The organism is Conexibacter sp. S30A1, from assembly GCF_023330665.1.
GTDB lineage: Bacteria > Actinomycetota > Thermoleophilia > Solirubrobacterales > Solirubrobacteraceae > Palsa-465.
In genome coordinates, this window is the sequence record NZ_CP097127.1 from 346,746 (window position 1) to 368,459 (window position 21,714).

The 21,714-nt window shown below is 70.3% G+C and carries 20 protein-coding genes; 14 read left to right on the top strand and 6 right to left on the bottom strand.

Translation table 11 applies throughout. The annotated features are described in order from the left end of the window. Positions 1–105 precede the first annotated feature (105 nt). The 7 genes from M3M54_RS01770 to M3M54_RS01800 all read left to right on the top strand — a co-directional run bounded on the left by M3M54_RS01770 (position 106) and on the right by M3M54_RS01800 (position 5,618). On the top strand, positions 106–555 hold the full coding sequence (locus M3M54_RS01770) for an Lrp/AsnC family transcriptional regulator (protein WP_249020476.1): 450 nt from the start codon (positions 106–108) through the stop codon (positions 553–555). Between the two features lie 78 nt (positions 556–633). Continuing rightward, positions 634–1,395 (top strand): DUF4129 domain-containing protein, encoded by a 762-nt coding sequence (locus tag M3M54_RS01775; RefSeq protein ID WP_249020477.1) that lies wholly within the window; start codon positions 634–636, stop codon positions 1,393–1,395. Position 1,396: 1 nt separating this feature from the next. Next, the gene (locus tag M3M54_RS01780) at positions 1,397–1,906 is read left to right on the top strand and encodes a hypothetical protein (protein ID WP_249020478.1); all 510 of its coding nucleotides are present in this window, start codon (positions 1,397–1,399) and stop codon (positions 1,904–1,906) included. A gap of 4 nt (positions 1,907–1,910) precedes the next feature. After that, the gene (locus tag M3M54_RS01785) at positions 1,911–2,885 is read left to right on the top strand and encodes an AAA family ATPase (RefSeq protein WP_371878633.1); all 975 of its coding nucleotides are present in this window, start codon (positions 1,911–1,913) and stop codon (positions 2,883–2,885) included. A 59-nt stretch (positions 2,886–2,944) separates the two neighbouring features. Continuing rightward, complete coding sequence (locus tag M3M54_RS01790) at positions 2,945–4,231, top strand: DUF58 domain-containing protein (RefSeq protein ID WP_249020480.1); 1,287 nt, start codon at positions 2,945–2,947, stop codon at positions 4,229–4,231. Next, positions 4,228–4,776 carry a hypothetical protein gene (locus M3M54_RS01795; protein ID WP_249020481.1) on the top strand — a complete coding sequence of 183 codons (549 nt, stop codon included), beginning with the start codon at positions 4,228–4,230 and terminating at the stop codon, positions 4,774–4,776. Before M3M54_RS01790 ends, M3M54_RS01795 begins: the two co-directional genes overlap by 4 nt. Positions 4,777–4,946: 170 nt before the next feature. After that, complete coding sequence (locus tag M3M54_RS01800; RefSeq protein WP_249020482.1) at positions 4,947–5,618, top strand: hypothetical protein; 672 nt, start codon at positions 4,947–4,949, stop codon at positions 5,616–5,618. A 133-nt stretch (positions 5,619–5,751) separates the two neighbouring features. Here the strand turns inward: M3M54_RS01800 and fabF are convergent, their stop codons facing one another. The 5 genes from fabF to M3M54_RS01825 form a co-directional block, all read right to left on the bottom strand. Further along, on the bottom strand, positions 5,752–6,987 hold the full coding sequence (gene fabF / locus M3M54_RS01805; RefSeq protein WP_371878634.1) for a beta-ketoacyl-ACP synthase II: 1,236 nt from the start codon (positions 6,985–6,987) through the stop codon (positions 5,752–5,754). 29 nt (positions 6,988–7,016) lie between these two features. Next, the gene (locus M3M54_RS01810) at positions 7,017–8,687 is read right to left on the bottom strand and encodes a class I adenylate-forming enzyme family protein (RefSeq protein WP_249020484.1); all 1,671 of its coding nucleotides are present in this window, start codon (positions 8,685–8,687) and stop codon (positions 7,017–7,019) included. Continuing rightward, complete coding sequence (locus M3M54_RS01815) at positions 8,684–9,610, bottom strand: LLM class flavin-dependent oxidoreductase (RefSeq protein ID WP_249020485.1); 927 nt, start codon at positions 9,608–9,610, stop codon at positions 8,684–8,686. The genes M3M54_RS01810 and M3M54_RS01815 overlap by 4 nt, the downstream gene beginning before the upstream one ends. 116 nt (positions 9,611–9,726) lie before the next feature. Then, the gene (locus M3M54_RS01820) at positions 9,727–10,401 is read right to left on the bottom strand and encodes a response regulator transcription factor (RefSeq protein ID WP_249020486.1); all 675 of its coding nucleotides are present in this window, start codon (positions 10,399–10,401) and stop codon (positions 9,727–9,729) included. Further along, positions 10,398–11,555, bottom strand: coding sequence for a sensor histidine kinase (locus M3M54_RS01825; protein ID WP_249020487.1), 1,158 nt, complete (start codon positions 11,553–11,555; stop codon positions 10,398–10,400). The genes M3M54_RS01820 and M3M54_RS01825 overlap by 4 nt, the downstream gene beginning before the upstream one ends. A gap of 145 nt (positions 11,556–11,700) precedes the next feature. Between M3M54_RS01825 and M3M54_RS01830 the strand changes: the two genes are divergently transcribed. Both M3M54_RS01830 and M3M54_RS01835 read left to right on the top strand, forming a co-directional pair. Then, complete coding sequence (locus M3M54_RS01830) at positions 11,701–12,660, top strand: ABC transporter ATP-binding protein (RefSeq protein ID WP_249020488.1); 960 nt, start codon at positions 11,701–11,703, stop codon at positions 12,658–12,660. A gap of 4 nt (positions 12,661–12,664) precedes the next feature. Beyond that, positions 12,665–13,579, top strand: coding sequence for an ABC transporter permease (locus tag M3M54_RS01835; protein WP_249020489.1), 915 nt, complete (start codon positions 12,665–12,667; stop codon positions 13,577–13,579). Between the two features lie 17 nt (positions 13,580–13,596). On the opposite strand, the gene M3M54_RS01840 is transcribed toward M3M54_RS01835, so the two are convergent. Beyond that, positions 13,597–15,024, bottom strand: a complete 1,428-nt coding sequence (locus M3M54_RS01840; RefSeq protein WP_249020490.1) for an aspartate aminotransferase family protein — start codon at positions 15,022–15,024, stop codon at positions 13,597–13,599. A gap of 33 nt (positions 15,025–15,057) precedes the next feature. On the opposite strand from M3M54_RS01840, the gene shc reads away from it, so the two are divergent. The 5 genes from shc to ispH are packed head-to-tail and all read left to right on the top strand — an operon-like array spanning position 15,058 to position 21,713. Next, positions 15,058–16,971 (top strand): squalene--hopene cyclase, encoded by a 1,914-nt coding sequence (shc, locus tag M3M54_RS01845; protein ID WP_371878609.1) that lies wholly within the window; start codon positions 15,058–15,060, stop codon positions 16,969–16,971. Beyond that, complete coding sequence (gene hpnC / locus M3M54_RS01850; protein WP_249020492.1) at positions 16,968–17,825, top strand: squalene synthase HpnC; 858 nt, start codon at positions 16,968–16,970, stop codon at positions 17,823–17,825. The genes shc and hpnC overlap by 4 nt, the downstream gene beginning before the upstream one ends. After that, positions 17,792–18,706, top strand: coding sequence for a squalene/phytoene synthase family protein (locus tag M3M54_RS01855; RefSeq protein ID WP_249020493.1), 915 nt, complete (start codon positions 17,792–17,794; stop codon positions 18,704–18,706). Before hpnC ends, M3M54_RS01855 begins: the two co-directional genes overlap by 34 nt. Next, a complete protein-coding gene (gene hpnE, locus M3M54_RS01860) occupies positions 18,703–20,070 on the top strand; it encodes a hydroxysqualene dehydroxylase HpnE (protein WP_249020494.1) in 1,368 nt (455 codons plus the stop codon). The genes M3M54_RS01855 and hpnE overlap by 4 nt, the downstream gene beginning before the upstream one ends. Further along, complete coding sequence (gene ispH, locus M3M54_RS01865; protein ID WP_249020495.1) at positions 20,067–21,713, top strand: 4-hydroxy-3-methylbut-2-enyl diphosphate reductase; 1,647 nt, start codon at positions 20,067–20,069, stop codon at positions 21,711–21,713. The genes hpnE and ispH overlap by 4 nt, the downstream gene beginning before the upstream one ends. Position 21,714 lies beyond the last annotated feature (1 nt).

Here is a 21,714-nt window from a genome sequence, read left to right on the forward strand (position 1 = left end):
AAGCAAAGTGCAGCCGTGCGTGCGCCACAACCAAGTAGCACTGTTCCGGCCAAGCGCGCACGAATTTCGCGCATGTCGCGGCTTACAGATACGATTTGTTGCGCCATGGCCGGAGTTGTCAAGCTCGATGAGATTGACGAGCGGATCATCGCGCTATTGCGCGAGGACGCGCGCCGCACCATCACCGACATCGCCGCGCGTGTGAACCTCTCTTCGGCCCCGGTCAAGCGCCGAATCGACCGCCTTGAGCGGCTTGGCGTGATCACCGGTTACACCGTGGCTGTCGACCACGCCGTGATCGGCCCGACGATCGAGGCCTTCACCGAGCTGCGCTTGGCCGGCAACGCCGACATCGACGAGATCCTCGGTCAGGTCGAGCAGATCCCCGAGATCCATGAGGTCTTCACCATGGCCGGGGATCCGGACGCTCTGCTGCGCATCCGCGTGACCGATGTCGAGCACCTGAAGGCTGTGGTCAACCGTCTGCGGCGCACCGGGCGCGTGACCGGAACCAAGACGCTGATGGTGCTCGACCGCTGGTCGCGCTCTGGCTGAGCCGCCTGCCGTTCCGCCGGCGCGCCCCTCGGCTACCGTTGGGGAGTGCGCAGCGGTGAGCGGGTAGGCGGCTTCGGCTTGAGGGCACCGGTTACGGCCCGTGGTAGGCTGCCGCTGGCCGCAACCATGGCCCTTCTGATCGTCGTGGCGGCCGGCATCGGCGGCACGGCGGACTTCACCGGGCCACGCTGGTATCCGCACATCAGCCTGGGAAGGCACGGCGGCAGAACGACCAAACTGCCGCCGCGCGCGGCCGCCAAGGCCAAGCCGCGCCACATCTACATCACGCCGCTCAAGCTACCGACCTGGCTCGGCGTGGCCGTGCTCGTCATGATCGCGATCGGGCTGGCTGCCGTGATCCTGCGGTTCGTACTCAGCCGCCGTCAGCGGCTCCGTGCACCGGCGCTCAGCCAGGCGCGGGTGCAGACCGTTACGGTGCCGGTTGCCACCGAGCCGGAGCCGGAGCCGGAGCCGCTGCTCACGGGGATCGAGCTGGCGCTGCGCGTGCTGGACGAGGAGCGCGACCCGGCTGACGCGGTTGTGCGGGCCTGGATCGGCCTGCAGGAGACGGCCGCCGGGGCGGGGGTGGTTCGCAGCCCTTCGGAGAGCCCGACTGAATTCACCGCCCGGATCATCGCCTCGGCGCTCGCCGACGACGGCGCGGTCCGCAGGCTGCTCGGACTGTACCTGCGTGTGCGCTTCGGCGACCATCCTGTGAGCGCCGAGGAGGTCGAGGCGGCGCGCGGTGCGCTGGCCGAGCTGGTGGCGAGCTGGCGCGGACCGTCAGTCGCTGTGAGTGTCGCCGGCGCCGTGGCTGCGGGCAGGCGCGATGGTGTCTGAGATGCGCTCACGCGCGGCGCTGCGAAGCGTGCTTGCGGCGCTGGTGATCGCGGCGATCTGCTGGTACTTCGGCGTTGACGTGTGGCACGCGCTGCTGCTGGGCACCGCGATCACCGTGATCTTTCTGGCGGTTGGCGTGGCCACATCCGCCTCCGACGCGGCGCTGCCCTCCTGGCGCGCCAGCGAGCGCCGGGGTGCCGACGGCTCACGCAAGGACGTCGAGACCATGGCCTGGTCGCTGCGCGGCAGCTGGGGCCGGATCGGACTGACCGCCGAGCGCGAGCTGCGCAGGATCGCCCGCCGCAGGCTCGCGCTCGAGGGCCTTGACCTCTCAAACCCGGCGCACCGGCCGGCGATCGAGGCGCTGGTCGGTGCGCCGGTCTACCAGGTCCTGACGCGCGAGCGCTGGGGCAGGCTGAGCCTGCGAACGTTGGGCCGCACGCTGGATGCGCTCGATCAGGTCAACTCCAACTACTATCCGCAGACCCGTGAGCACCGACGATCGCACTGACGCCATGCCGGTCGAGGAGATCGCGACGCTGGCGGCGCGGGTGCTTGAGCGTGTCAGCACGGTCGTGGTGGGCATGGAGGAGTCGCTCGAGCTGGCGCTCGCCGCGATCCTGGCCGGTGGCCACGTGCTGTTCGAGGACGTGCCTGGGTTGGGCAAGACGCTCGCCGCCCGCAGCCTGGCGAGCGCGCTCGGCCTCGACTTCCGCCGCCTGCAGTGCACCCCCGACCTGCTGCCCGCCGATATCACCGGCTCGTTCGTCTACTCGCCCGCCACCACCGAGTTCAGCTTCCGCCCAGGGCCGGTGTTCACCGGGCTGTTTCTTGCCGACGAGATCAACCGCACATCGCCAAAGACGCAGTCGGCGCTGCTTGAGGCGATGGCCGAGGGACAGGTGACGGTCGAGGGTACGAGCTTCAAGCTGCCGTCCCCGTTCCACGTGATCGCCACCTCCAACCCGATCGAGTACGAGGGCACCTACGCGCTACCGGAGGCGCAACTCGATCGCTTCATGCTGCGGCTCGCGGTCGGCTACCCGTCGCGCGAGGGTGAGACCAGGGTGCTGCTGGGCCGCGTGGAGCGTCGCCACGAGGTGGCGAGCGTCGAGCCCGTTATCGCGCCGGGTGTGCTGGCGGCGATGCAGGCGGGCATCGAGAGCGTCTACGTCGAGCCCGACATCGCCCGCTACTGCGTCGACATCGCCGCCGCCACCAGGCGCGAGAGCGTGGTCGAGGTCGGCTCCTCGCCGCGTGGCTCCCAGGGGCTGATGCTCGTCGGCCGCTCCCTGGCCGTGCTCGACGGCCGGGACTTCGTCACCCCGGATGATGTCAAGCGCGTGGCGGTTCCGGTGCTCGCCCATCGCCTCTCGCTGACAACCCAGGCCTGGGCAGATGGCACCAATACGGCCGATGTCGTTGCGCGCGTGCTTACGCAGGTTCCCGGGCCGCCGACGGTGGCTCAGCGCACCGCCGCCGGGCGGTGAGCACGCCGCCCGCCAGCTCGTCGCCGCCAGCGGGCTCGGTAACGACGCCGCGCTGGACGATGGCACCGACCCTGGTGGCGGCTGCGGCCGTCGCGGTGCTCCTGGCGGCGATCGCCGTGATTGCGGGCAATCTCGTGATTGCGCTGATGGCGCTACCGCTGGTCCTGGCGGCGGCGATCGGCTGGGATCGCCTGCCGGCCGCGGACGGCCGGCTGTCAACTCGCCTGACGCTCACAGATGCCGGCGGCGGCCGTGTCGCCTACCGCCTGGAGACCTCGCTGCCGGAGCGCGTGGCGGCCGTTGTTGTGCGCCAGAGCCTGCTGGGCGCAGAGCCCCGAGAGCTTGTGCTCGCCGGCTGGCAGGCTGACGATCTCGCCGGCGAGGTGGCGCTGCTGCACTCTGGGCCACAGGAGGTGGTGCGCTTCGAGCTACGCCTGCTCGGCGACGAACAGGCCGCCATCAGCCTGCCCGAAGAGCCGATCGTCGGTGAGCTCGTCGTGGCTCCCGCCAGCACGCGGGTCCGCTCGCTGCCGCTGCCATTGCGCCTGCAGGGGATGACCGGCACGCACGCGTCCGCACGACTCGGCGATGGTGGCGAGTTTCGTGACATCCACCCGTTCAACCCCGGTGACCGCCTGCGCCGAATCGACTGGCGCGCGACCGCCCGTCTGGGGATGAGCGCCGGTGAGCTGTATGTGCGGCGCACCAACGCGCTGGCCGACGCGACCGTGCTGATCGTGATGGACAGCCGCGACGACGTGGGGGAGGAGGTCGCCGAGTGGAGCGCCAACGCCGCCGGCAAGAAGGGACTGAGCTCGCTGGACGTGGCCCGCGAGGCGGCCAGCTCGCTGGCCGGCGCCTACATCGCGGCCGGTGACCGGGTCGGCTTTCAGGATCTCTCGAGCCGCGCCCGCATGATCGCCCACGCAGGCGGCACCCGCCACCTCTGGAAGCTGGCGCGCGCCATCGAGGTGACCGCCCCCTCGCAGGTCCCCTTCAGGCACAGGCGAGCGCCGATCGTCCCGCCAGGGGCGCTGGTCTATCTGCTCTCGAGCCTGCTGGACGACCAGCCCGCGGAACTGGCGCTGCGCTGGCTCTCGGGTGGTCACCGGGTGATCGCCGTGGACGTGCTGCCACCGCCGCGTTTTGCCCGCGCCGACCGCCGCCAGCGGATCGCGCACCGAATGATCATGATGGCCCGAGACGACCGCATCCGCATGTTGCGCAGCCATGGGGTGGAGCTCCTGCGCTGGGCCACAGATGAAGATGCGCTGCCGCTCACGGCGCGGCTCGAGCTGCTGAGCCGACCGGTGCGACGCCGTGGCTCGCAGGCGGTGTGGCGGTGAACGCGGGCGAGCTCCCGACGCTTCGGCGCCTGCGATCGCCGGCCGACCTACCGGTGCGGGCTCCGATCCCGGGCGCCGCGGTGCGCGTGGCGCTGGTGGCTGTGGCGGTCGCGCTTGCACTGCTGGTCTACGGGCCCCACGGCTGGTTCTACGTCGGTGTGCTGCTGGCGCTGCTCGCCGCCGCGGTGCCCGACTACCTGTTCGGCTGGCTTTTGATCCTGTTTCTGGCACTCGGCGAGCTCGGTCACCGTGCGGTGCTCGACTGGCGCATCCTGGTGCTCGTCGCCGGTGTCCATCTGCTGCACATCCTCGCCGGCCTGAGCTATGTGGTGCCGTGGCGCAGCTGGCTCTCGCCGGCAGCTCTGCTCGCGCCGCTGCGGCGCTTTCTGGCCATCCAGGTGCCCTGTCAGCTGATCGCGGTGGGGGCGCTCGAGCTTTTGGCGCCGGCCGCTAACGGGCACCGGCCGCTCACCTTCGCCGCTTTCACGCTGGCGGGCGCGGCGGCGCTGGCGCTGCTGGCACGCCTGCTGTTGCGCGGGCGTTGAGCGCCGGCGGGAAATTACACGGCCGCCGCGTGCTTAAACACCGACGCGCTCTAGGTGTAGCTCCGCAACCGACGTAGGAGCCTGCCACGATGGCTCAGGCTCTCTGCGCGGTGATCATCTGTGTTGCAACCGGAGGACTGAAACTCCCAGACAACAAGGAGGAACCCGGAATGCAACGCAGAGTTTTCGATAGGCTGGTGTCAGGCACGGGCGCGCTGTTGGTGGTGGTGCTCCTGGTCGCCGGCGGGTTGCTCACGTGGGGCTCGAGCTTCGCCTCGAGCAACGTCCACAACCAGCTGGCCCAGCAGCAGATCTTCTTCCCCACCCAGAGCGAGATCAACGCCGTCAAGGCGCAGTACGCCAAGGGCGGGCAGAAGGCCGTAACCGACCCAGAGTTTCCGAACGCCAAGCTGATGATCCCGGCGCTTTCGCCCTATGCCGGCAAGCAGCTTCTGACGGGCACCGAGGCGCAGGTCTACGCCAACGACTTCATCGGTCAGCACCTGTACGCGATGCCGCTGCACGGCATCTACAGCAAGGTCAGCTCGGCGGCCCGTGCGGCCAAGCCGGGTAGCAAGGCCGCGCTTGAGTTCAGCGGGCTTGAGACGACCGTCTTCCAGGGCACCACGCTACGTGGCCTGCTGCTTGAGGCCTACGGATTCGGGGTCGTCGGAACGGTGATGATGTGGGGCGCGGTCGCCGCCTACGCCGGCGCGGTCCTGCTCCTGATCCTCACTCTCCTCGGCCTCCGTCACGCAGCCCAGACCCCACCGGAGGCGCGGGTTCTGGACGGCAGCGACGCCTACAAGGCAGAGCGCAAGGAGACCGTCAGCGTCTCGTAGCTTCACAAACTTCGGCTCGCAGCCCGGAACCTGACCGGGGAGAGCGGGACCGCGAGCCGAGCGCTGGGGTCCTCCGCCACACGCCCCCAACAAAGACGCCCGCGCTGGTTTACCAGCGCGGGCGTCGCGCGTTTCAGGCGGCCTTCAGCACCAGCACGCAGTTCTGCCCGCCGAAGCCGAAGGCGTTGACGACGGCGGTCCTGACCGCCGCCTCACGCGCCACGAGCGGCACGTAGTCAAGGTCACAGGCCGGGTCGGGGGTCTCGAGGTTGATCGTCGGCGGCACGCGGCCGTCGCGCATCGCCAGCACGCTGACCATCGCACCGAGCGCGCCGGCCGCGCCGATCATGTGCCCCACCATCGACTTCGGCGAGCTGACCAACAGGCTGTCGGCGGCGCTGCCAAAAACATCGCGGATCGCGCTTGTCTCGACCGCGTCGTTGATTCGGGTGGCGGTCCCGTGAGCGCAGATGTAGTCGACCTCGGCCGGGTCGGTGCCGGTGCGCTCGAGCGCGAGCGCCATCGCCCGGCGCGGCTGGCGTCCGGTGGGGTCCGGGTGGCTGATGTGAAAGGCATCGGCGGTCAGCGCGCCGCCCGCCAGGCTGGCGTAGGTGCGGGCGCCGCGCGCGCCGGCGTGCGCGGCTGACTCGATCACAAACAGCACCGCGCCTTCGCCGTAGACGAAACCGTCACGGTCGGCTGAGAACGGCCGGCTGGCGCGCTGGGGCTCGTCGTTGCGGGCTGACAGCGCTCCCATGTTGCAGAGCCCGGCGAACATCACCGGCGCGATCCCGGCGTCGGTGCCGCCGGCCACCACCACGTCGGCCTCGCCGGCTAGGATCAGCCGCCGCGCCTCGAGCAGGGCCGCGTTGCCGCTCGCGCAGGCCAGCGAGCTGGCGGTGACCGGGCCGTGCAGGCCGAGGTCGATCGCGACCTCACAGGCCGGCATGTTCGGGATCATCGACGGCACGTAGTAGGGGCTCACACCTCGCAGACCCTCGGCGATCAGGCCACGAACGTTGGTCTCGCTCTCGGGAACGCCCGGCACGGCGGTGTTCACCACCACGCCCACGCGCTCGTAATCGGCCAGCTGCTCGACCCCGGCGCCGGGCTCAAGGCCCGCGTCGGCGAACGCCTCGCGCGCGGCCGCCACCGCCAGCTGCGAGAAGCGTGCCGAGCGCCGTGCGCGCTTGGTGCCGAGCAGCGCCTCGGCGTCAAAGCCCTTGACCTCGGCGGCGATCCGGGTGGGCAGCGCCGAGGCGTCAAAGTGGGTGATCTCGCCGACGCCCGACTGGCCGGCGAGCAGCGCCCGCCAGGTACTCGGCACGTCCAGGCCCAGTGGTGTGACGGCGCCGATGCCGGTGATCACCGGCTCGGCGCCGTGTGCGCCCAGGTTGCTCAAGGGCGCTCCAGCAGGTCCGCCTGCGCGTCGGCGAGTGCCTGCTCGCGGAGCCGATAGTGGAGCTTCTTGCCGGTGGCCGTCAGCGGGATCTCGTCGATGAACCGGTAGGCGCGCGGGCGCTTGTAGTCGGCCAGCATCGGGTGCTCGCGGGCGTGGCGGTCGAGCTCGGCGGCGTCCAGCGGGACGCCGCCGCTTGCAACCACGTAGGCGACCACGAGCTCGCCCCAGCGCTCGTCGGGCAGGCCGACCACAACCGAGTCGGCGACCGCCGGGTGCTCGTTGAGGATCGCCTCGACCTGTGTGGGATGGACGTTCTCGCCGCCGGAGATGATCATGTCGTCCTTGCGGCCCACGATCGTCACGTAGCGCTCCTCGTCCCAGGTGGCGAGGTCGCCGATGTAGAGCCAGCCGTCGCGGAAGCGCGCGGTCTGTTCCTCGTTGTTGTTGACGTAGGCGTAGCCGGACTTGACCGAGCGCACGATCACCTCGCCGACCTCCTGTCCGTCCTGCGCGGCGAGGTCGTCGGGCTCGGCGACACGGTCCTCATACACCTTCACCACCGCGACGTCGTCGTCGGTGCAGGCGCGGCCGGCCGAGCCGGCGTGAGCCGGCAGGTCGCTGGGGCGCAGGAAGGTGTTCCAGAACGCCTCGGTGGTGCCGTAGCCGTTGAAGATGCGCGGTGTCAGCAGCTCCTGGTAGCGCAGGCAGGACTCGCGGTCAAGCGGTGAGCCCATGGTCACGATCCCGCGCAGGCTGGAGAGCTCGCGCGGGCGGGCCTGCTGCTCTGCGGCGAGCATCGCCAGGTTGGTGGGGGCGCCGATCAGGAAGGTGAGCTGGTGCTCGGCCACCCAGTCGAGCACGGTGGCGGCGTCGAAGCTGCGCAGCGCCACCGCGCAGGCGCCGACATAGAAGACGGGGTTGGGCCCGCCCGAGTACAGGCCGCCGCGGTGAAACCACGGGGTCATGTTGAGCGTGCGGTCCTCCGGCGAGAGCGGGAAGTGCATGATCACGTCGTGGGCTGAGAAGACCTCCACGACGTCGGGCAGCGAGACACCCTTGGGCAGGCCCGTGGTGCCGGAGGTGTAAAGGCGTGTGGTCTCCGCGTAGATCGAGCGCTCCGGTGCCGGCGGCGGCTCGCTGCCGGCGGGCGCGAGGACCTCGGCAAACGGGATCGCGGCGCCGACGGGGCTGGTCCAGTCCTGGTGGTTGACACCGACCACCAGCGACGGGTGGTGGTCAGCCAGCCACAGCGCTTCCGCGCCGGCCGCCGTCAGACTCGAGTCGAGGATGAACACCTTGGGACGGCTGTCGTCCAGCACGTGCGCGACCTCGCCGGCGGCCAGGCGGAAGTTGATCGGCGCAGCGATCGCGCCGAGCCGCTGGCAGGCGATCCAGACCAGCGCGAACTCGGGGCCGTTGAGCAGGTCGAAGACGACCACGTCTTCGGCGCGCACGCCACGCTCGTACAGCCCGGCCGCCAGCCGGCCCGTGTCCTCCCAGAGCTGCGCGTAGGTCCATTGGCGTCCGCCCGCGGGATCGTGAAGCGCCGGCCGCGTGGCGTAGCGCAGGCTGTTGCGCCGCACTCCGGCCAGGTAGCCGAAGTGCTGTTCAAAGACCCCACGGAAGCTCTCCGGGTCGTAGCGGTAGTGATGGTTGCCCGAGCTCACGTGGTACCTCCTGACCTTACGCCGGTGGCCTCTGCGGCCGCCTGGCCGGTCGATCTTAATGCCTGCGTGACCGCCGCCAGGCGACCGATCTGCTCAAGCGGTGCAGAACCCATCGGCAACAGCAGGATCTCGCTGACCCCGACCTGCGCGTAGGGCGCGAGGAAGTCGCTCACCGCCGCGTCCGTGCCGATCGCGCTCCAGCGCTCAACCTGCTCGAGCGCCATCCCGTACTGGCCTTGCAGGTGCGCGGCGGCCTGCTCGCGGGCGCTGGCTGCGTCATCCCCGACGTGCGCCAGCACAAGCAGCGACAGCCTCGGTGCCCGCCGGCCCCGCGCGGCCGCGAGCTCTGCCAGACGCTCGCTGCGCTGTGCGAGTGTCCGAGGCGAGATCCACATCGGCAGCCAGGCGTCGGCGAAGCGGGCGGCCCGCTCCAGCGCCCGGTCGCTGCGCCCGCCGACCAGCAGCGGCGGCATCGGCGCGGGCGGCTCGAGCATGGGCTCGCCACCGCCCGCCAGCAGCGTCGGCAGGTGCTCAAGGGCCTCATCAAGCCGTGCCCCACGGCCCGCGAGCGGCACCTCGGCGGCGGCGTACTCCTGCGGAAACTCGCCGCCAACCCCAACCCCGAGTGCGAGCCTGCCGGCCGACAGATGCTGCAGCGTCGCGATCTGCTTGGCGGCCCACGCGCTCTGGCGCAGCCCCAGGAGCATCACGCTGAAGCCGAGCGTGACGCGCTCGGTGACCGCGGCGGCGGCACCGAGGCAGATGGTCGCGTCCAGCACCGGCGCCGGGCACTTGAGGTGGTCGCCGACCCACACGGAGTCAAACCCGGCGGCCTCCGCCAGGCGTGCGCCCTCGGCCACGGGGAAGCCCGCACCGGTGCGCAGTGGATCGAATGTCGGCAGCAGAACGCCCCAGGCGGTCATCTCGATGTTCGAAGCTAACGAACTTCGCGGCGCTTGGCCCCTCCGGCCCCGACGCATGGGGGGCCTCGCGCGAATCCTTGCGGGCGGGACGCTCACCGTCCGTTGCGCTTCTCGCGCTAGCGGGGCGGTTGTGCCAGCCCGGTGCGGTAGGCGTAGTTGACGGCCTGGGCGCGGTCGCGCAGCCCCGCCTTGGCGAAGCTGTGATTTATATGGGATTTGACCGTGGCGGGGCTGACGCACAGGCGCTGAGCAATCTCCAGGTTGCTCAGCCCGGCGGCGATCAGCGCGAGCACCTGCGCCTCGCGGGTGGTTAGCTCGTCGGGCAGCGCGCCGGCGGCTGCGCCATCGGGCCTGTCTGGCGGCGCTGGCCCGCTGGCCAGCGCCGCCACCACATGGTGTTGGATCGACGGGTCGAGGCTGGCAGCGCCCGAGGCTACGCTCAGGATCGCGGCGCGGATGTCCTCGCTCGCGGCGTCCTTGGTCAGATAGCCCCGCGCGCCGGCGCGCAGCACGCCAAGCACGCTCTCGTCATCGGCGTAGGTGGTGAGCGCGATCACGCCGATCTGAGGAGCGCGCTCGCGCAGGCGTCTGGTCGCCTCGATCCCGTCGATCCCGGGCATCCGCAGGTCCATCAGCACCACCTGCGGCTCGAGTTCGGCGGCCATCGCGAGCGCCTGCTCGCCGTCCGCGGCAGCGCCGATCAGCTCTACGCCCTCGAGCAGCCCGATCAGGGTGGCGAGGCTCTCGCGGACCAGGCGCTGGTCGTCTGCCAGCAGTACGCGGACGCTCATGCCGGTAGCCGCAGCTCGACGCGAAAGCCGCGGTCGGTGGGGGACGCGAGCAGCTCCCCGCCGAGCAGCCTTGCGCGCTCGCGCATCCCGGCCAGTCCGTGACCGGCGCTCTGTAGCGGCGCGGCTGGAGGCGGGACGCCGGCGGCGCCATGGTTCTCCACGACCAGCACGGTGAGCGCCGGCAGATAGTCGACGCTGATCTGCACGCGCTCGGCGGCCGCGTGGCGGCGCACGTTGGTGAGCGCCTCCTGGGCTGTGCGATAGACCGCCAGGCGAGCCTCCGCACTCAGCTCGCGTGGCTCGCCGTGTACCGCCACCGCCACCGGCAGCCCGGCCTGCTCTCCGAAGGCGCCCGCCAGCGCCGCCAGGCGCTCAGGACCGGGCAGCTCTTCGCCGCGTGCCACGGCGACCGCGCGGCGAGCGTCGTCCAGGCCGCCGGCCGCGAGTGCGTGGGCCTGCTCGATCGCGCCGATCAGCTGCGGGTTGGCGCCGCGGTCGCGCGCAAGCAGGCGCGTTGACTCGAGCTGCAGCGCGAGCGCTGAGAGCGAGTGCGCGAGCACGTCGTGCAGCTCGCGCGCGATCCGGGCTCGCTCGGCTTGCGCTGCCGCCTCCACGGCGGCCGTGCGCGACGCTTCGAGCTCGCGGTTGCGCTCGCCGAGCATCCGCATCAGCCGCAGGATGAGATACCAGGGAATGATGGCCACCGACGCGGAGAGCGCCGTGTCGAACCGCCCCTGGACCAGCGCGCCGAGCGTGAACGGCGCCGTCCCGGCAGTCAGCATCACCGCCCCCCAGCGGCGGTCGAGTGTGCTCGCCGCGACGATCGCCACGTAGTAAGGGCCCGCCAGCCAGACGCCGTTTGGTTGATAGATGGCCAGCAGCACGGCGCCGGCAACGACCCCGAGCAGGAGCGTCATCTGCCGGCCCTGCGCTGGGCTGAGCGTCCGGGCGCCGGGTGGGCCACCACCGCGCGGTCGCCCCAGAACGGCGCAGACCGCCATCAGGGTGGCGCCGGCGAGCACCGGCAGGCCGTGTGCGCTCAGGCCGGGTTGCGGTGCTGTGGTCGCGGTGAAGACAACCAGCACCACCAGCCAGCCAGCGCCAATGCTGCGCAGAACCCTGGCCTCCGTCGGCGTGCTCGACGCGCTGCTCATGCTCGCACACGATAAGCCGCATGCGCGGGGGTGTCATCGGCGTCCGGGTGGAGTGTCGGGAGCTGGGGCTCCACCCGCGGGTGGAGCCTGCGAATCGACCCTTGCGCCGATGACGCGCGCGGCGCGAGCGCGTACCTTGACGGTCATGTTCAGCAACTCAGTTGACGCAGCGGTGGCCGCTACAGATGCTGATCGGCCCGAGCCCGTGATCCGCGTGCACGGCCTCGTGAAGCGATACGGCGAGCACGAGGCGGTGCACGGCATCGACCTCGTCGTGCAGCGCGGCGAGATCTTCGCCTTTCTCGGGCCCAATGGTGCCGGCAAGACCACGACGGTCGAGGTCCTCGAGGGCTTCCGGCAGGCGAGCGCCGGCTCGGTCTCGGTGCTCGGCCACGATCCCTGGCAGGCGCCCGGCGCCTGGCGCGCACGGCTTGGGATTGTGCTGCAGGAGTCAGGCGCCGAGCCGGGGCTGACCACGCGTGAATGTGTGGCGCTCTACGCCGGCTACTACCCTGCGCCGCGAAACATCGATGAGACGCTCGCTCTCGTGGGGTTGAGCGAGCAGGCCGGTGAGCGCGCCGCGAAGCTCTCCGGGGGCCAGCGCCGCCGCCTCGATGTGGCGCTCGCGCTGATCGGTGATCCGGAGCTGATCTTCCTCGACGAGCCCACCACCGGCTTTGACCCGTCGGCGCGCCGCGCCGCCTGGGAGGTCGTGGACGGGCTGCGCCGGCTCGGTAAGACGATCTTTCTGACCACTCATTACATGGAGGAGGCCGAGCGCCTCGCCGACCGGATCGCCGTGATCGCCGCTGGGCGGATCGTCGCCGAGGGGACCCCGCAGACGCTTGGCGGCCGGCAGCTCGAGGCCACCCAGATCAGCTTCATGCTCGACGGGGCGGTCGACCTGCAGACGCTGCCGCCGGCGCTTGCCGAGCGGCTTGCGCGTGACGACTCTGGCTTGCTCAGGCTGTCGAGCACGGCGGTCACGGCCGACCTGCACGCGCTCTCAGGCTGGGCGCTTGAACGTGGCGTCGAACTCGGGTCGCTTGAGGTCAGTCGCCCCACCCTTGAGGATGTCTACCTGCAACTGACCAGCGAGGAGTGAAGCGATGTTCTTCCTGATCAAGCGGCTCATGCGGCTGTGGCGGGCAAGGCAGCTGCGCGCGGCGCCGGCCGACGCCGGGATCGCGGCCGGCGCTGGCGCCGCGAATGTGACCGCGGACGGCCCCTCGGCCGCCGCCCGCGGGCCGCTGGCGATGGTCCTGCACGAGGCCGGCTATGACCTGCGCATCAGCCTGCGGAGCCCGCGTGCCCGGTTCATGGGGGTCGCCTTCCCGATCGTGCTGCTGGTCATCTTCATCGGTGTGTTCGGCAACGACCACACGCTGGTCGACGGCACGCGCGTCTCGCTGAAGGTCTTCTACGTGCCGGGGATCCTGGCGATGTCGATCGTCGTGAACGCCTATGCGAGCCTCGTGATCTCGATCTCCGGCCTGCGCGAAACCGGGGTGCTCAAGCGCCGGCGCGCAACGCCGGTGCCCGCGAGCGTGCTGATCGCCGGACAGGCACTGGCGACCGTGGTCAACACGGCGATCACCGCGACGATCCTGCTGGTGGTCTCAAGGCTCTTCTACGGGGTCACGTTCGCGGCGCCGGCGCTGGCGGCGACGGCTTGCACGACACTCGTGGGGACGCTTGCGTTTGCCTGCATCGGCTACGCGGTCTCCGGCATGATCGGATCGCAGGAGGCGGCGCAGCCGACCGTGCAGATGACGATGCTGCCGCTCTGGTTCATCTCCGGCGTGTTCATCCCGATCACCAACCTGAGCCCGGCGCTGCGCGACCTGGCGGACGTCTTCCCGGTGCAGCATCTCTCAAACAGCCTGCACCTGGCCTCGGTGCACGCGACCTTCGGCGCCTCCATCTCTGCAACCGACATGCTCGTGCTGGCGGCATGGGCGCTCGGTGCCGGTGCCTTCTGCGCCTGGCGCTTCAGCTGGCTGCCGGCGGGGGCATCGCGATGAGCGCCGCCGCTGCCCGCTCAGCGGGCGCGCGCGGCGCGACGACCGAGCCCCAGGCCGAGGCTCGCGTAGCGGCGCAGCAGCCGCGACTCGACGGCTGAGAGCACAGCTTCCAGGGCTTCAGCGAAGCGGCGCAGCTCGTGCTCGGGGATGGTCAGCGGCGGCAGCGCCTTGATCACGTTCATGTGGTGGCCAGCGACCTGCGTGAGGATGTGATGCTCTCGGAACAGCGGCACGGTCACCAGCTGGGCGAACAGTCCAGGTTGGCGGCGCTCGACCTGCTCCCAGACGCGCCGGGCCGCAGGGCCCGACGGAGGGCCCAGCTCAAGTCCCCACATGAGACCCAGGCCGCGCACCTCGCGCACGACCTCGAAGCGCTCTGCCAGCGGACGGGTGAGATCCATCAGCAGGTCGCCGAGCTCGCGCGCACGCTCGACCAGGCCCTCCTGCTCGATCGCCATCAGGCTGGCCAGCCCCGCCCCCGCGGCAAAGTCACCGCCCCCGAAGGTCGAGCCGTGAACGACGCTGCGCTCCATCGAGCTGAAGGTCGCGTCGAACACGGCGCGACTGGCGAGCAGCGCGCCGACGGGCACGTAGCCGCCTGAGAGCGCCTTTGAGAGCGTCACCATGTCGGGCTCGACACCCCAATGCTCCAGCGCGAGGAAGCGTCCGCTGCGGCCCAGACCGGTCTGGACCTCGTCGATGATCAGCAGTGCTCCGGCCTGGCGGCAGAGGCGCTGCGCGCCCGCCAGGTATCCCTCGGGGGCGACGTAGACGCCCTTGCCCTGGATCGGCTCGACGATGAAACCGGCGACGTCCCCCTGCTCGAGCGCGATGGCCAGCGCGTCCAGATCGCCAAACGGGATTGCCTCACACCCCGGCAGCAGTGGCCCGAAGTGTTCACGGAACTCCTCGTTGCCGTTGACCGATAGCGAGCCGTAGGTGAGACCGTGAAAGCCGCGCTCGCAGTAGAGGATGCGGCTACGACCGGTCGCAGCGCGTGCCAGCTTTAATGCGCTCTCGACAGACTCGGTGCCGGAACTGGTTAGCACGGCTGCGTCGAGCGAAGCGGGCGCGAGCTCGACCAGACGCTTGGCAAGCAGGCCCGCCAGGGTCGAGACGCCGAGCTGCGGTAGGCTCGGCGGGTCACTATCGAGGAGCTGGTGCAGCTGAGCTTTGACGAAGGGGTGATTGCGGCCGAGGCTGAAGACGCCGTAGCCCGCGTAGAGGTCCAGGTAGCTCTGTCCGGCGCTGTCGATGAGGTAGGGGCCCTCGCCGCGCACCCACTCGCGGTCAAAACCCAGTGTTTGCAGCACACGCCCGAGCTGGCGGTTGAGGTAGCGCTGGTTCAGGCCAAGCGCGTGGCCGGCGTGTGCTGACCGTAAAGTCGCGAGGTCGTTAATCTCCCGGTTACGGGGCTTGTCGGTGCGGGGGACTGAAGTGGCCAAATTTTCGAGCTAGACGGGTTGGTAGCCAACAGTATGGATGCACTCAGCCGGCCGCGTGAACAACCGAGACTCTCCGATGAGCCCTCTGAGGCGCAGGCGGTGCGCGACAGCGCTGCCGACGCGCTCGCCCGCGCGGTGGAGCGGCTGCTCGCGTTGCAGGAGCCCGAGGGCTGGTGGAAGGGGGAGCTCGAGACGAATGTGACGATGGACGCCGAGGACATGCTGCTGCGCGAGTTCCTCGGCATCCGCGAGCCTGAGGCCACGGTGCGGTGCGCCGCCTGGATCCGAGCCAACCAGCGCGACGACGGCACCTGGGGCAACTTCTATGGGGCTCCAGCCGACCTCTCCACGACGATTGAGGCCTACGTTGCGCTGCGGCTGGCTGGGGATCAGCCCGAGGAGGCGCACATGCAGGCGGCAGCGGAACAGATCCGTGCCCGTGGTGGCCTGCAGCAGGCGCGCGTGTTCACGCACATCTGGCTGGCGCTGTTCGGTGCCTGGTCGTGGTCTCAGGTGCCGGCGCTACCGGTGGAGATGATCTTCCTGCCGCGGTGGTGTCCGCTGGGCGTTTATGACTTCGCCTGCTGGGCCAGGCAGACGGTGGTGGCGCTCTCGGTCGTGCTGGCACTGCGCCCCGTGAAGGCGCTGCCGTTCACGCTCGAGGAGCTGGACGGCCCGGAGCCGTGGCGCCAGCCGACACCCCGCTCGCTGCTGGGCCGCTTGATGATCGCCGGCGACCAGGTCCTGCAGGTCTACCAGCGGTTGCCGCTCGGCCCGCTGCGCCGCCTTGCTCTGGCGCGCGCGGAGCGCTGGATCGTCGACCGGCAGGAGCGCGACGGCGGCTGGGGTGGCATCCAGCCGCCGTGGGTTTATTCGCTGATCGCGCTACGGCTGCTTGGGTATGAGATAGATCATCCGGTGATCGCACGAGGTCTTGAGGGTATGCAGAGCTTCACCATCGACGAGCAGCTCCGCCGGGTCGAAGCCTGCCAGTCGCCGGTCTGGGACACATGTCTGTCGCTGATCGCGCTACATGACGCCGGTGTTCCCGGCAACAGCGATGCGGTGCTGCGCGGAGCGGACTGGCTGCTCGAGCAGCAGATCCTGGAGCGCGGCGACTGGGCTGTGAGAAGACCGCAGCTCGAGCCTGGGGGCTGGGCGTTTGAGTTTGCCAACGCCAACTACCCGGACATTGACGACACCGCCGAGGTTGTCATCGCATTGCGCACCGTTAGCCACCCGGAACCTGAGCGGGTGCGGGCCGCGATCGACCGTGGCGTTCGCTGGCTGGAGGGGATGCGCAGCTCGGATGGTGGCTGGGGCGCGTTTGACGTGGACAACTGCCGCACGGTGATCCGCGAGATCCCGTTTCTCGACTTCGGCGAGGTGATCGACCCGCCGAGCGCCGATGTGACCGCCCACATCGTCGAGATGCTTGGACTGCTCGGCCGCAGCGCCGACGAGCTCACACGCGGCGGTGTGCGTTGGCTGCTCGACAATCAGGAAGCCGACGGCTCCTGGTTTGGCCGCTGGGGCGTCAACCATGTATATGGGACTGGCGCGGCTCTGCCGGCGCTGGTCAGCGCCGGCGTGCCGACGACACACGTGGCGATCAGACGGGCGGTGGGCTGGCTCGAGGATCACCAGAACGCCGACGGCGGCTGGGGCGAGGACTGCCGCTCCTACGATGACCCGGCCTGGGTGGGTCGGGGCGAGAGCACCCCTTCACAGACGGCCTGGGCGTTGCTGGCCCTGGAGGCTGCCGGCGAACGTGACGGCCAAGCGGCGCTGAGGGGGATCCAGTGGCTGGCGGCCAACCAGCTCGATGACGGCGGCTGGGACGAGCCATACCACACCGGCACGGGCTTCCCGTCGGACTTCTACATCAAATATCACCTCTACCGGCTGGTCTTCCCGGTGATGGCGATGGGCCGGTTCCTGCGATGAGCATGGGCACGCCGGCGAGCGCGGCGCTGCCGCCCGTGTCGGCGCTGCCAACGCGCGCCCAGGTTCTCCCACAGGCTGGGAGTGAGAACTTCACGGTGGCAAGCCGTGTGCTCGGCGCGCAGCGTGCCCGCGACCTGATGGCCATCTACGGGTACGCGCGACTTGTCGACGATGTCGGGGACGAGGCCGCCGGCGACCGTTTGGCGCTGTTGGATCTGGTCAGCCTGGAGTTGCGCCGCGCGTTCGCTGAGCCTGGACTGGGAGCGCCCGAGCACCCGCTGATGCAGGAACTGGCTCGCACGGTATCGCGCTGCGACCTACCTCTCGGCCCCTTCGAGCGCCTGATCGAAGCCAACCGAACCGATCAGCGCGTCACCCGTTACGAAACCTTCGCACAGCTGCTGGACTACTGCCAGCTCTCCGCTGCTCCCGTGGGCGAGCTGGTGCTGGGCGTCTTTGGGCTTGCCACACCGGCGCGGGTTGCGCTATCGGACCGGGTGTGCGCCGGTCTGCAGGTGGTCGAACATCTGCAGGACATCGCCGAGGATTACGCGCGCGGTCGCGTCTACATGCCCAGCGAGGACCTGCAGCGCTGTGGCTGCGGCGAACGGGACCTGGCGGGACCGGAGCGCAGCGCCGCACTGAGTGCGCTGATCGAGCTGGAGGCGGCCAGGGCGCGAGTGCTGCTTGCGAGCGGCGCGCCGCTCGCGCGGACCCTGCCGCCACGCCTGCGTCTGGCCGTGGCGGGCTTCACGGCCGGAGGGTTAAGGGCGCTTGAGCAGCGTCAGCGAGGCCACGTGAGCCGAGCCGCTTACATATGGTGCGTGGCGAGAACGGCGGCGGGATGGCGGTGACGATGACGGCGGCGGTCGAGGTCGAGTTCGCCTACCGGGAGTGTGAGCGGGTCACCCGCAGCCAGGCCGCGAACTTTTACTACGGGATCAGGTTGCTGCCGCGCTTCAAGCGCCAGGCGATGTGTGCGGCCTACGCCTTTGCGCGCCGCGTGGACGATATCGGCGATGACGGTGGGCATGATCGTGGCGCCCAGCTCGAGCTGCTTGCGCGCGAACGCGAGGCGGTCGCTGCGCTCGCGGCCGGTCGCCCCCACACTGACGATCCGGTGGCGGTCGCGTTGGCTCACGCCAATCGCTACTACAACCTGCCGCTCGATGCGTTGGCGTTGCTGATCGAGGGCGTCGAGCGCGACGTGGTCGGCTCCGACTACGAGAGCTTCGACGAGCTTGTGAACTACTGCCGCTGCGTCGCCGGCTCGGTCGGTCGGCTGTGTGTGGCGATCTTCAGCGACGGGGCCGCCGACGCGCACGCGCACCGTCTGGCGGACGATCTGGGCGTGGCCATGCAGCTGACCAACATCCTGCGTGACATCGTCGAGGACCACGAGCGTGGGCGGGTGTACCTCCCGGCGCAGGATCGCGAGCGCTTTGGCTGCAGGGAACTCTTCGCCGCCGATCCGCAGGCGGTCAGCGCGCTCGTGCAGTTCGAGGCGCAGCGGGCTGCCGAGTGGTTTGCCAGGGGACTGCCGCTGGTCGAGCAGCTCGACCTGCGCAGCGCCTCCTGTCTACAGGCGATGGCTGGCATCTACGGGCGGATCCTCGAGCGCATCCTCGCCGATCCAGGACAGGTGATGGGTGGGCGGATCTCACTCTCGCCGCTTGAGAAGACCTGGGTGGCAGCCCGCAGCCTGGCGATCGCCGGCCGGGAGCAACTGCGATGAGCAGCAGGCGGGTGATCGTGATCGGCGGTGGTCTGGCGGGGATCGCCGCGGCCTTGGACAGCGTCGCAGGCGGCGCGGAGGTGACCCTGCTCGAAGCCCGTGGCCGGCTCGGTGGCGCCGCCTACTCGTTTCAACGTGGAGGCCTGGAAGTCGACAATGGCCAGCACGTGTTCCTGCGCTGCTGCACCGCATACCGGGAGCTCATCGGCCGTCTCGAAGCGCAGGCGCTGGTTACGATGCAGCCGCGGCTCTCGGTCGCGGTACTGGCCCCCGGCGGGCGCCGTGGCTACCTGAGCCGGACGGGTCTGCCGGCGCCATTGCACCTGGCCGCCTCGCTGGCCCGCTACCCCTACATCAGCTGGCGTGAACGCCTGTCTCTCGCCTGGGCGATGCAGCGCCTGCGGGCGGTTGACATAAATGACCCGGAGGCCGACGGGGTGCCGTTTGGCCGCTGGCTGGCCGCTCAGCGCCAGAGCCGGAACGCGGTGGCGGCAGTCTGGGAGCTGATCACGCGACCGACGCTCAATCTTGGCGTCGATGACGCCTCGCTCGCCCAGGCGGCACAGGTCTTTCAGGTCGGACTGCTGAGCGACGCTGCGGCTGGCGACATCGGCTGGGCGCTTGCACCGCTGTCTGAGATTCACGACCGGGCCGCGGCGCGTGCGCTGCAGCGAGCCGGTGTGCAGGTCCAGCTGCGTTCTGGTGCTCAGACGATCAGCGTCGAGCCGGCCGGTGGCTTTCTGGTGCGCGGCCGGGCGTTCGGAGAGCGCCACGCCGATGCCGTGGTCGTCGCGCTTTCACCGGCTCGCGCAGCGCAGATCGTGCCGGCCGCGGCCGGTCTGCGCGATGGGTTCGCGGCGGCGCTTGGCAGCTCCGCCATCCTGAACCTGCACGTCATCTACGACCGCAAGGTGCTCGAGCAGCCGTTCGCCGCCACGATCGGCACACCGCTTCAGTGGATATTCGACCGCACAGCGAGCTCCGGGCTGCGCGAAGGCCAGTACTTGGCGGTGTCGCTCTCAGCCGCCGATGGCGAGCGTCACGACAGCGTCGCGGCGCTGCGTGCGCGCTACCTGCCGGAGCTGGCGGGAGTGCTGCCGGCCGCGCGCGGCGCGCAGGTGCGCGAGTTCTTCGTCACGCGGGAGCATACGGCCACCTTCCGTGCTGCGCCCGGGCAGCGAGCGTGGCGGCCGGGTCCGCGCACACGGTTGGATGGGCTTTTGCTCGCGGGGGCGTGGACCGACACGGGCTGGCCGGCGACGATGGAAGGGGCTGTGCGCAGCGGCCAGGCGGCCGCCCGCGTGGCGCTGGCAGGCTTGAGCGGTGCGCGGCGTGGGGCTGAGCATGCGAGCGTGCCGGCATGAGTGAGGCCACCGACAACATGCTCAGCGGCGCGATGAGCGCGACCCTCGCGAGCCGCCCCGAGATTGGCCTGGCTGAGCCGGAACAGCCGCCATATGATGGGCTCGTGGTGCTCGCGCCATTGGCCATCGAGGCGCGGGCGGTGCGCAGCGGCGCCCCGTGGGCGGATGTGCGCCGGATCGGGATGGGTCCACGTCGGGCCGCCCGCTCGGCACGACGCTGGGCTGCCGGTGGAGACCGGCCGATGCTGATCGCCGGCTTCTGCGGGGCACTCGACCCGGGGCTCGAGCCGGGTGACATCGTGCTGGCCAGTGAGCTGCGCGGACCGACCGGCACCACCAGCTGCGAGGACCCCGCGATCCTGGCCGGCGTTCTGCGCCGGGGCGGTCTGCGGGTGCACATCGGCCCGGTCGCTTCCAGCCAGCGCCTGGTCGTCGGCGAGCGGCGTCAGACGCTCTATCAAAGCGGCTCGCTGGCGGTTGATATGGAGTCTGCGTGGCTTGCTCCCACGCACCGGCGCCGGCCGCTGGTAACGCTCCGGGTGGTGCTCGACACCGCCAGCCACGAGCTGCACCGGCCGCTGCAGACGGTTGTGGGTGCGGCCGTCGCATATCGGGCGCTGCGTCGCGCGTGTTCGCTGATTGAGGAGTGGGCGCAGGCGCTCGGCGCGCGTGAGCTGCTGCTGGCTTCGCCGCGCGCATCGTGTGCCGGCGTTGAGCGCGCCGTGGAGATCGTGGAGCGCGTGCTGGCCGACCGCGGCGCGCCCGTCTACGTGCGCAAGCAGATTGTCCACAATGCCCACGTCGTGCGCTCGCTGGAGGAGCGGGGCGTGATCTTCGTCGACGAGCTCGACCAGGTGCCCGCCGGCCAGACGGTGATCTTCTCCGCCCACGGCGTGTCGCCCGCGGTCCGCTCGCAGGCCCGTCAGCGGGGGCTGGAGGTCATTGATGCGACCTGCCCGCTGGTTGCCAAGGTGCACGCCGAGGCAAGACGCTTCGCCGCGGCCGGGTTCGACATCGTACTCGTGGGCCACGAGGGTCATGAGGAGGTGGAGGGCACCTTCGGTGAGGCGCCGGAACACATCACGGTTGTGGCCAGTGAGGCCGAGGCGGCGTCGGTTACGGTCAGGGATCCGGCGCGCGTGGCGTATCTGAGCCAGACGACGCTGGCGGTCGATGAGACCGAGCAGGTCGTCGGAGTGCTGCGCGAGCGCTTTCCGGCGGTGGTCGGCCCTGCGTCAAGCGACATTTGCTACGCGACCCAGAACCGCCAGGATGCGGTCCGGGCACTCGCCCGTGACTGTGACGTGATTCTCGTGGTCGGGTCTCAGAACTCGTCGAACTCGCGCCGGCTGGTGGAGGTCGCGCAGCGTGCCGGCTGCCGGGCGCTGCTGATCGATGAGCCGACCCAGATCCCGCCGGAGTTGTTGCGAGGAGCCCGCCGCATCGGCCTGACCGCCGGGGCGTCAGCGCCCGAGGATCTCGTCGCGCAGGTGATCAGCGCGATCAGCGGTTTGGGCGAGGTCGAGCTCGGCGAACGCAGTGTCGCGACCGAAAGCGTGCAATTCAAGCTGCCGGCCGAGCTGCGGGGCCGGTCTCGGGCGCCCCTATCATCGGAGCGGTCGAGCACTCAAGGAGGACTCTGAA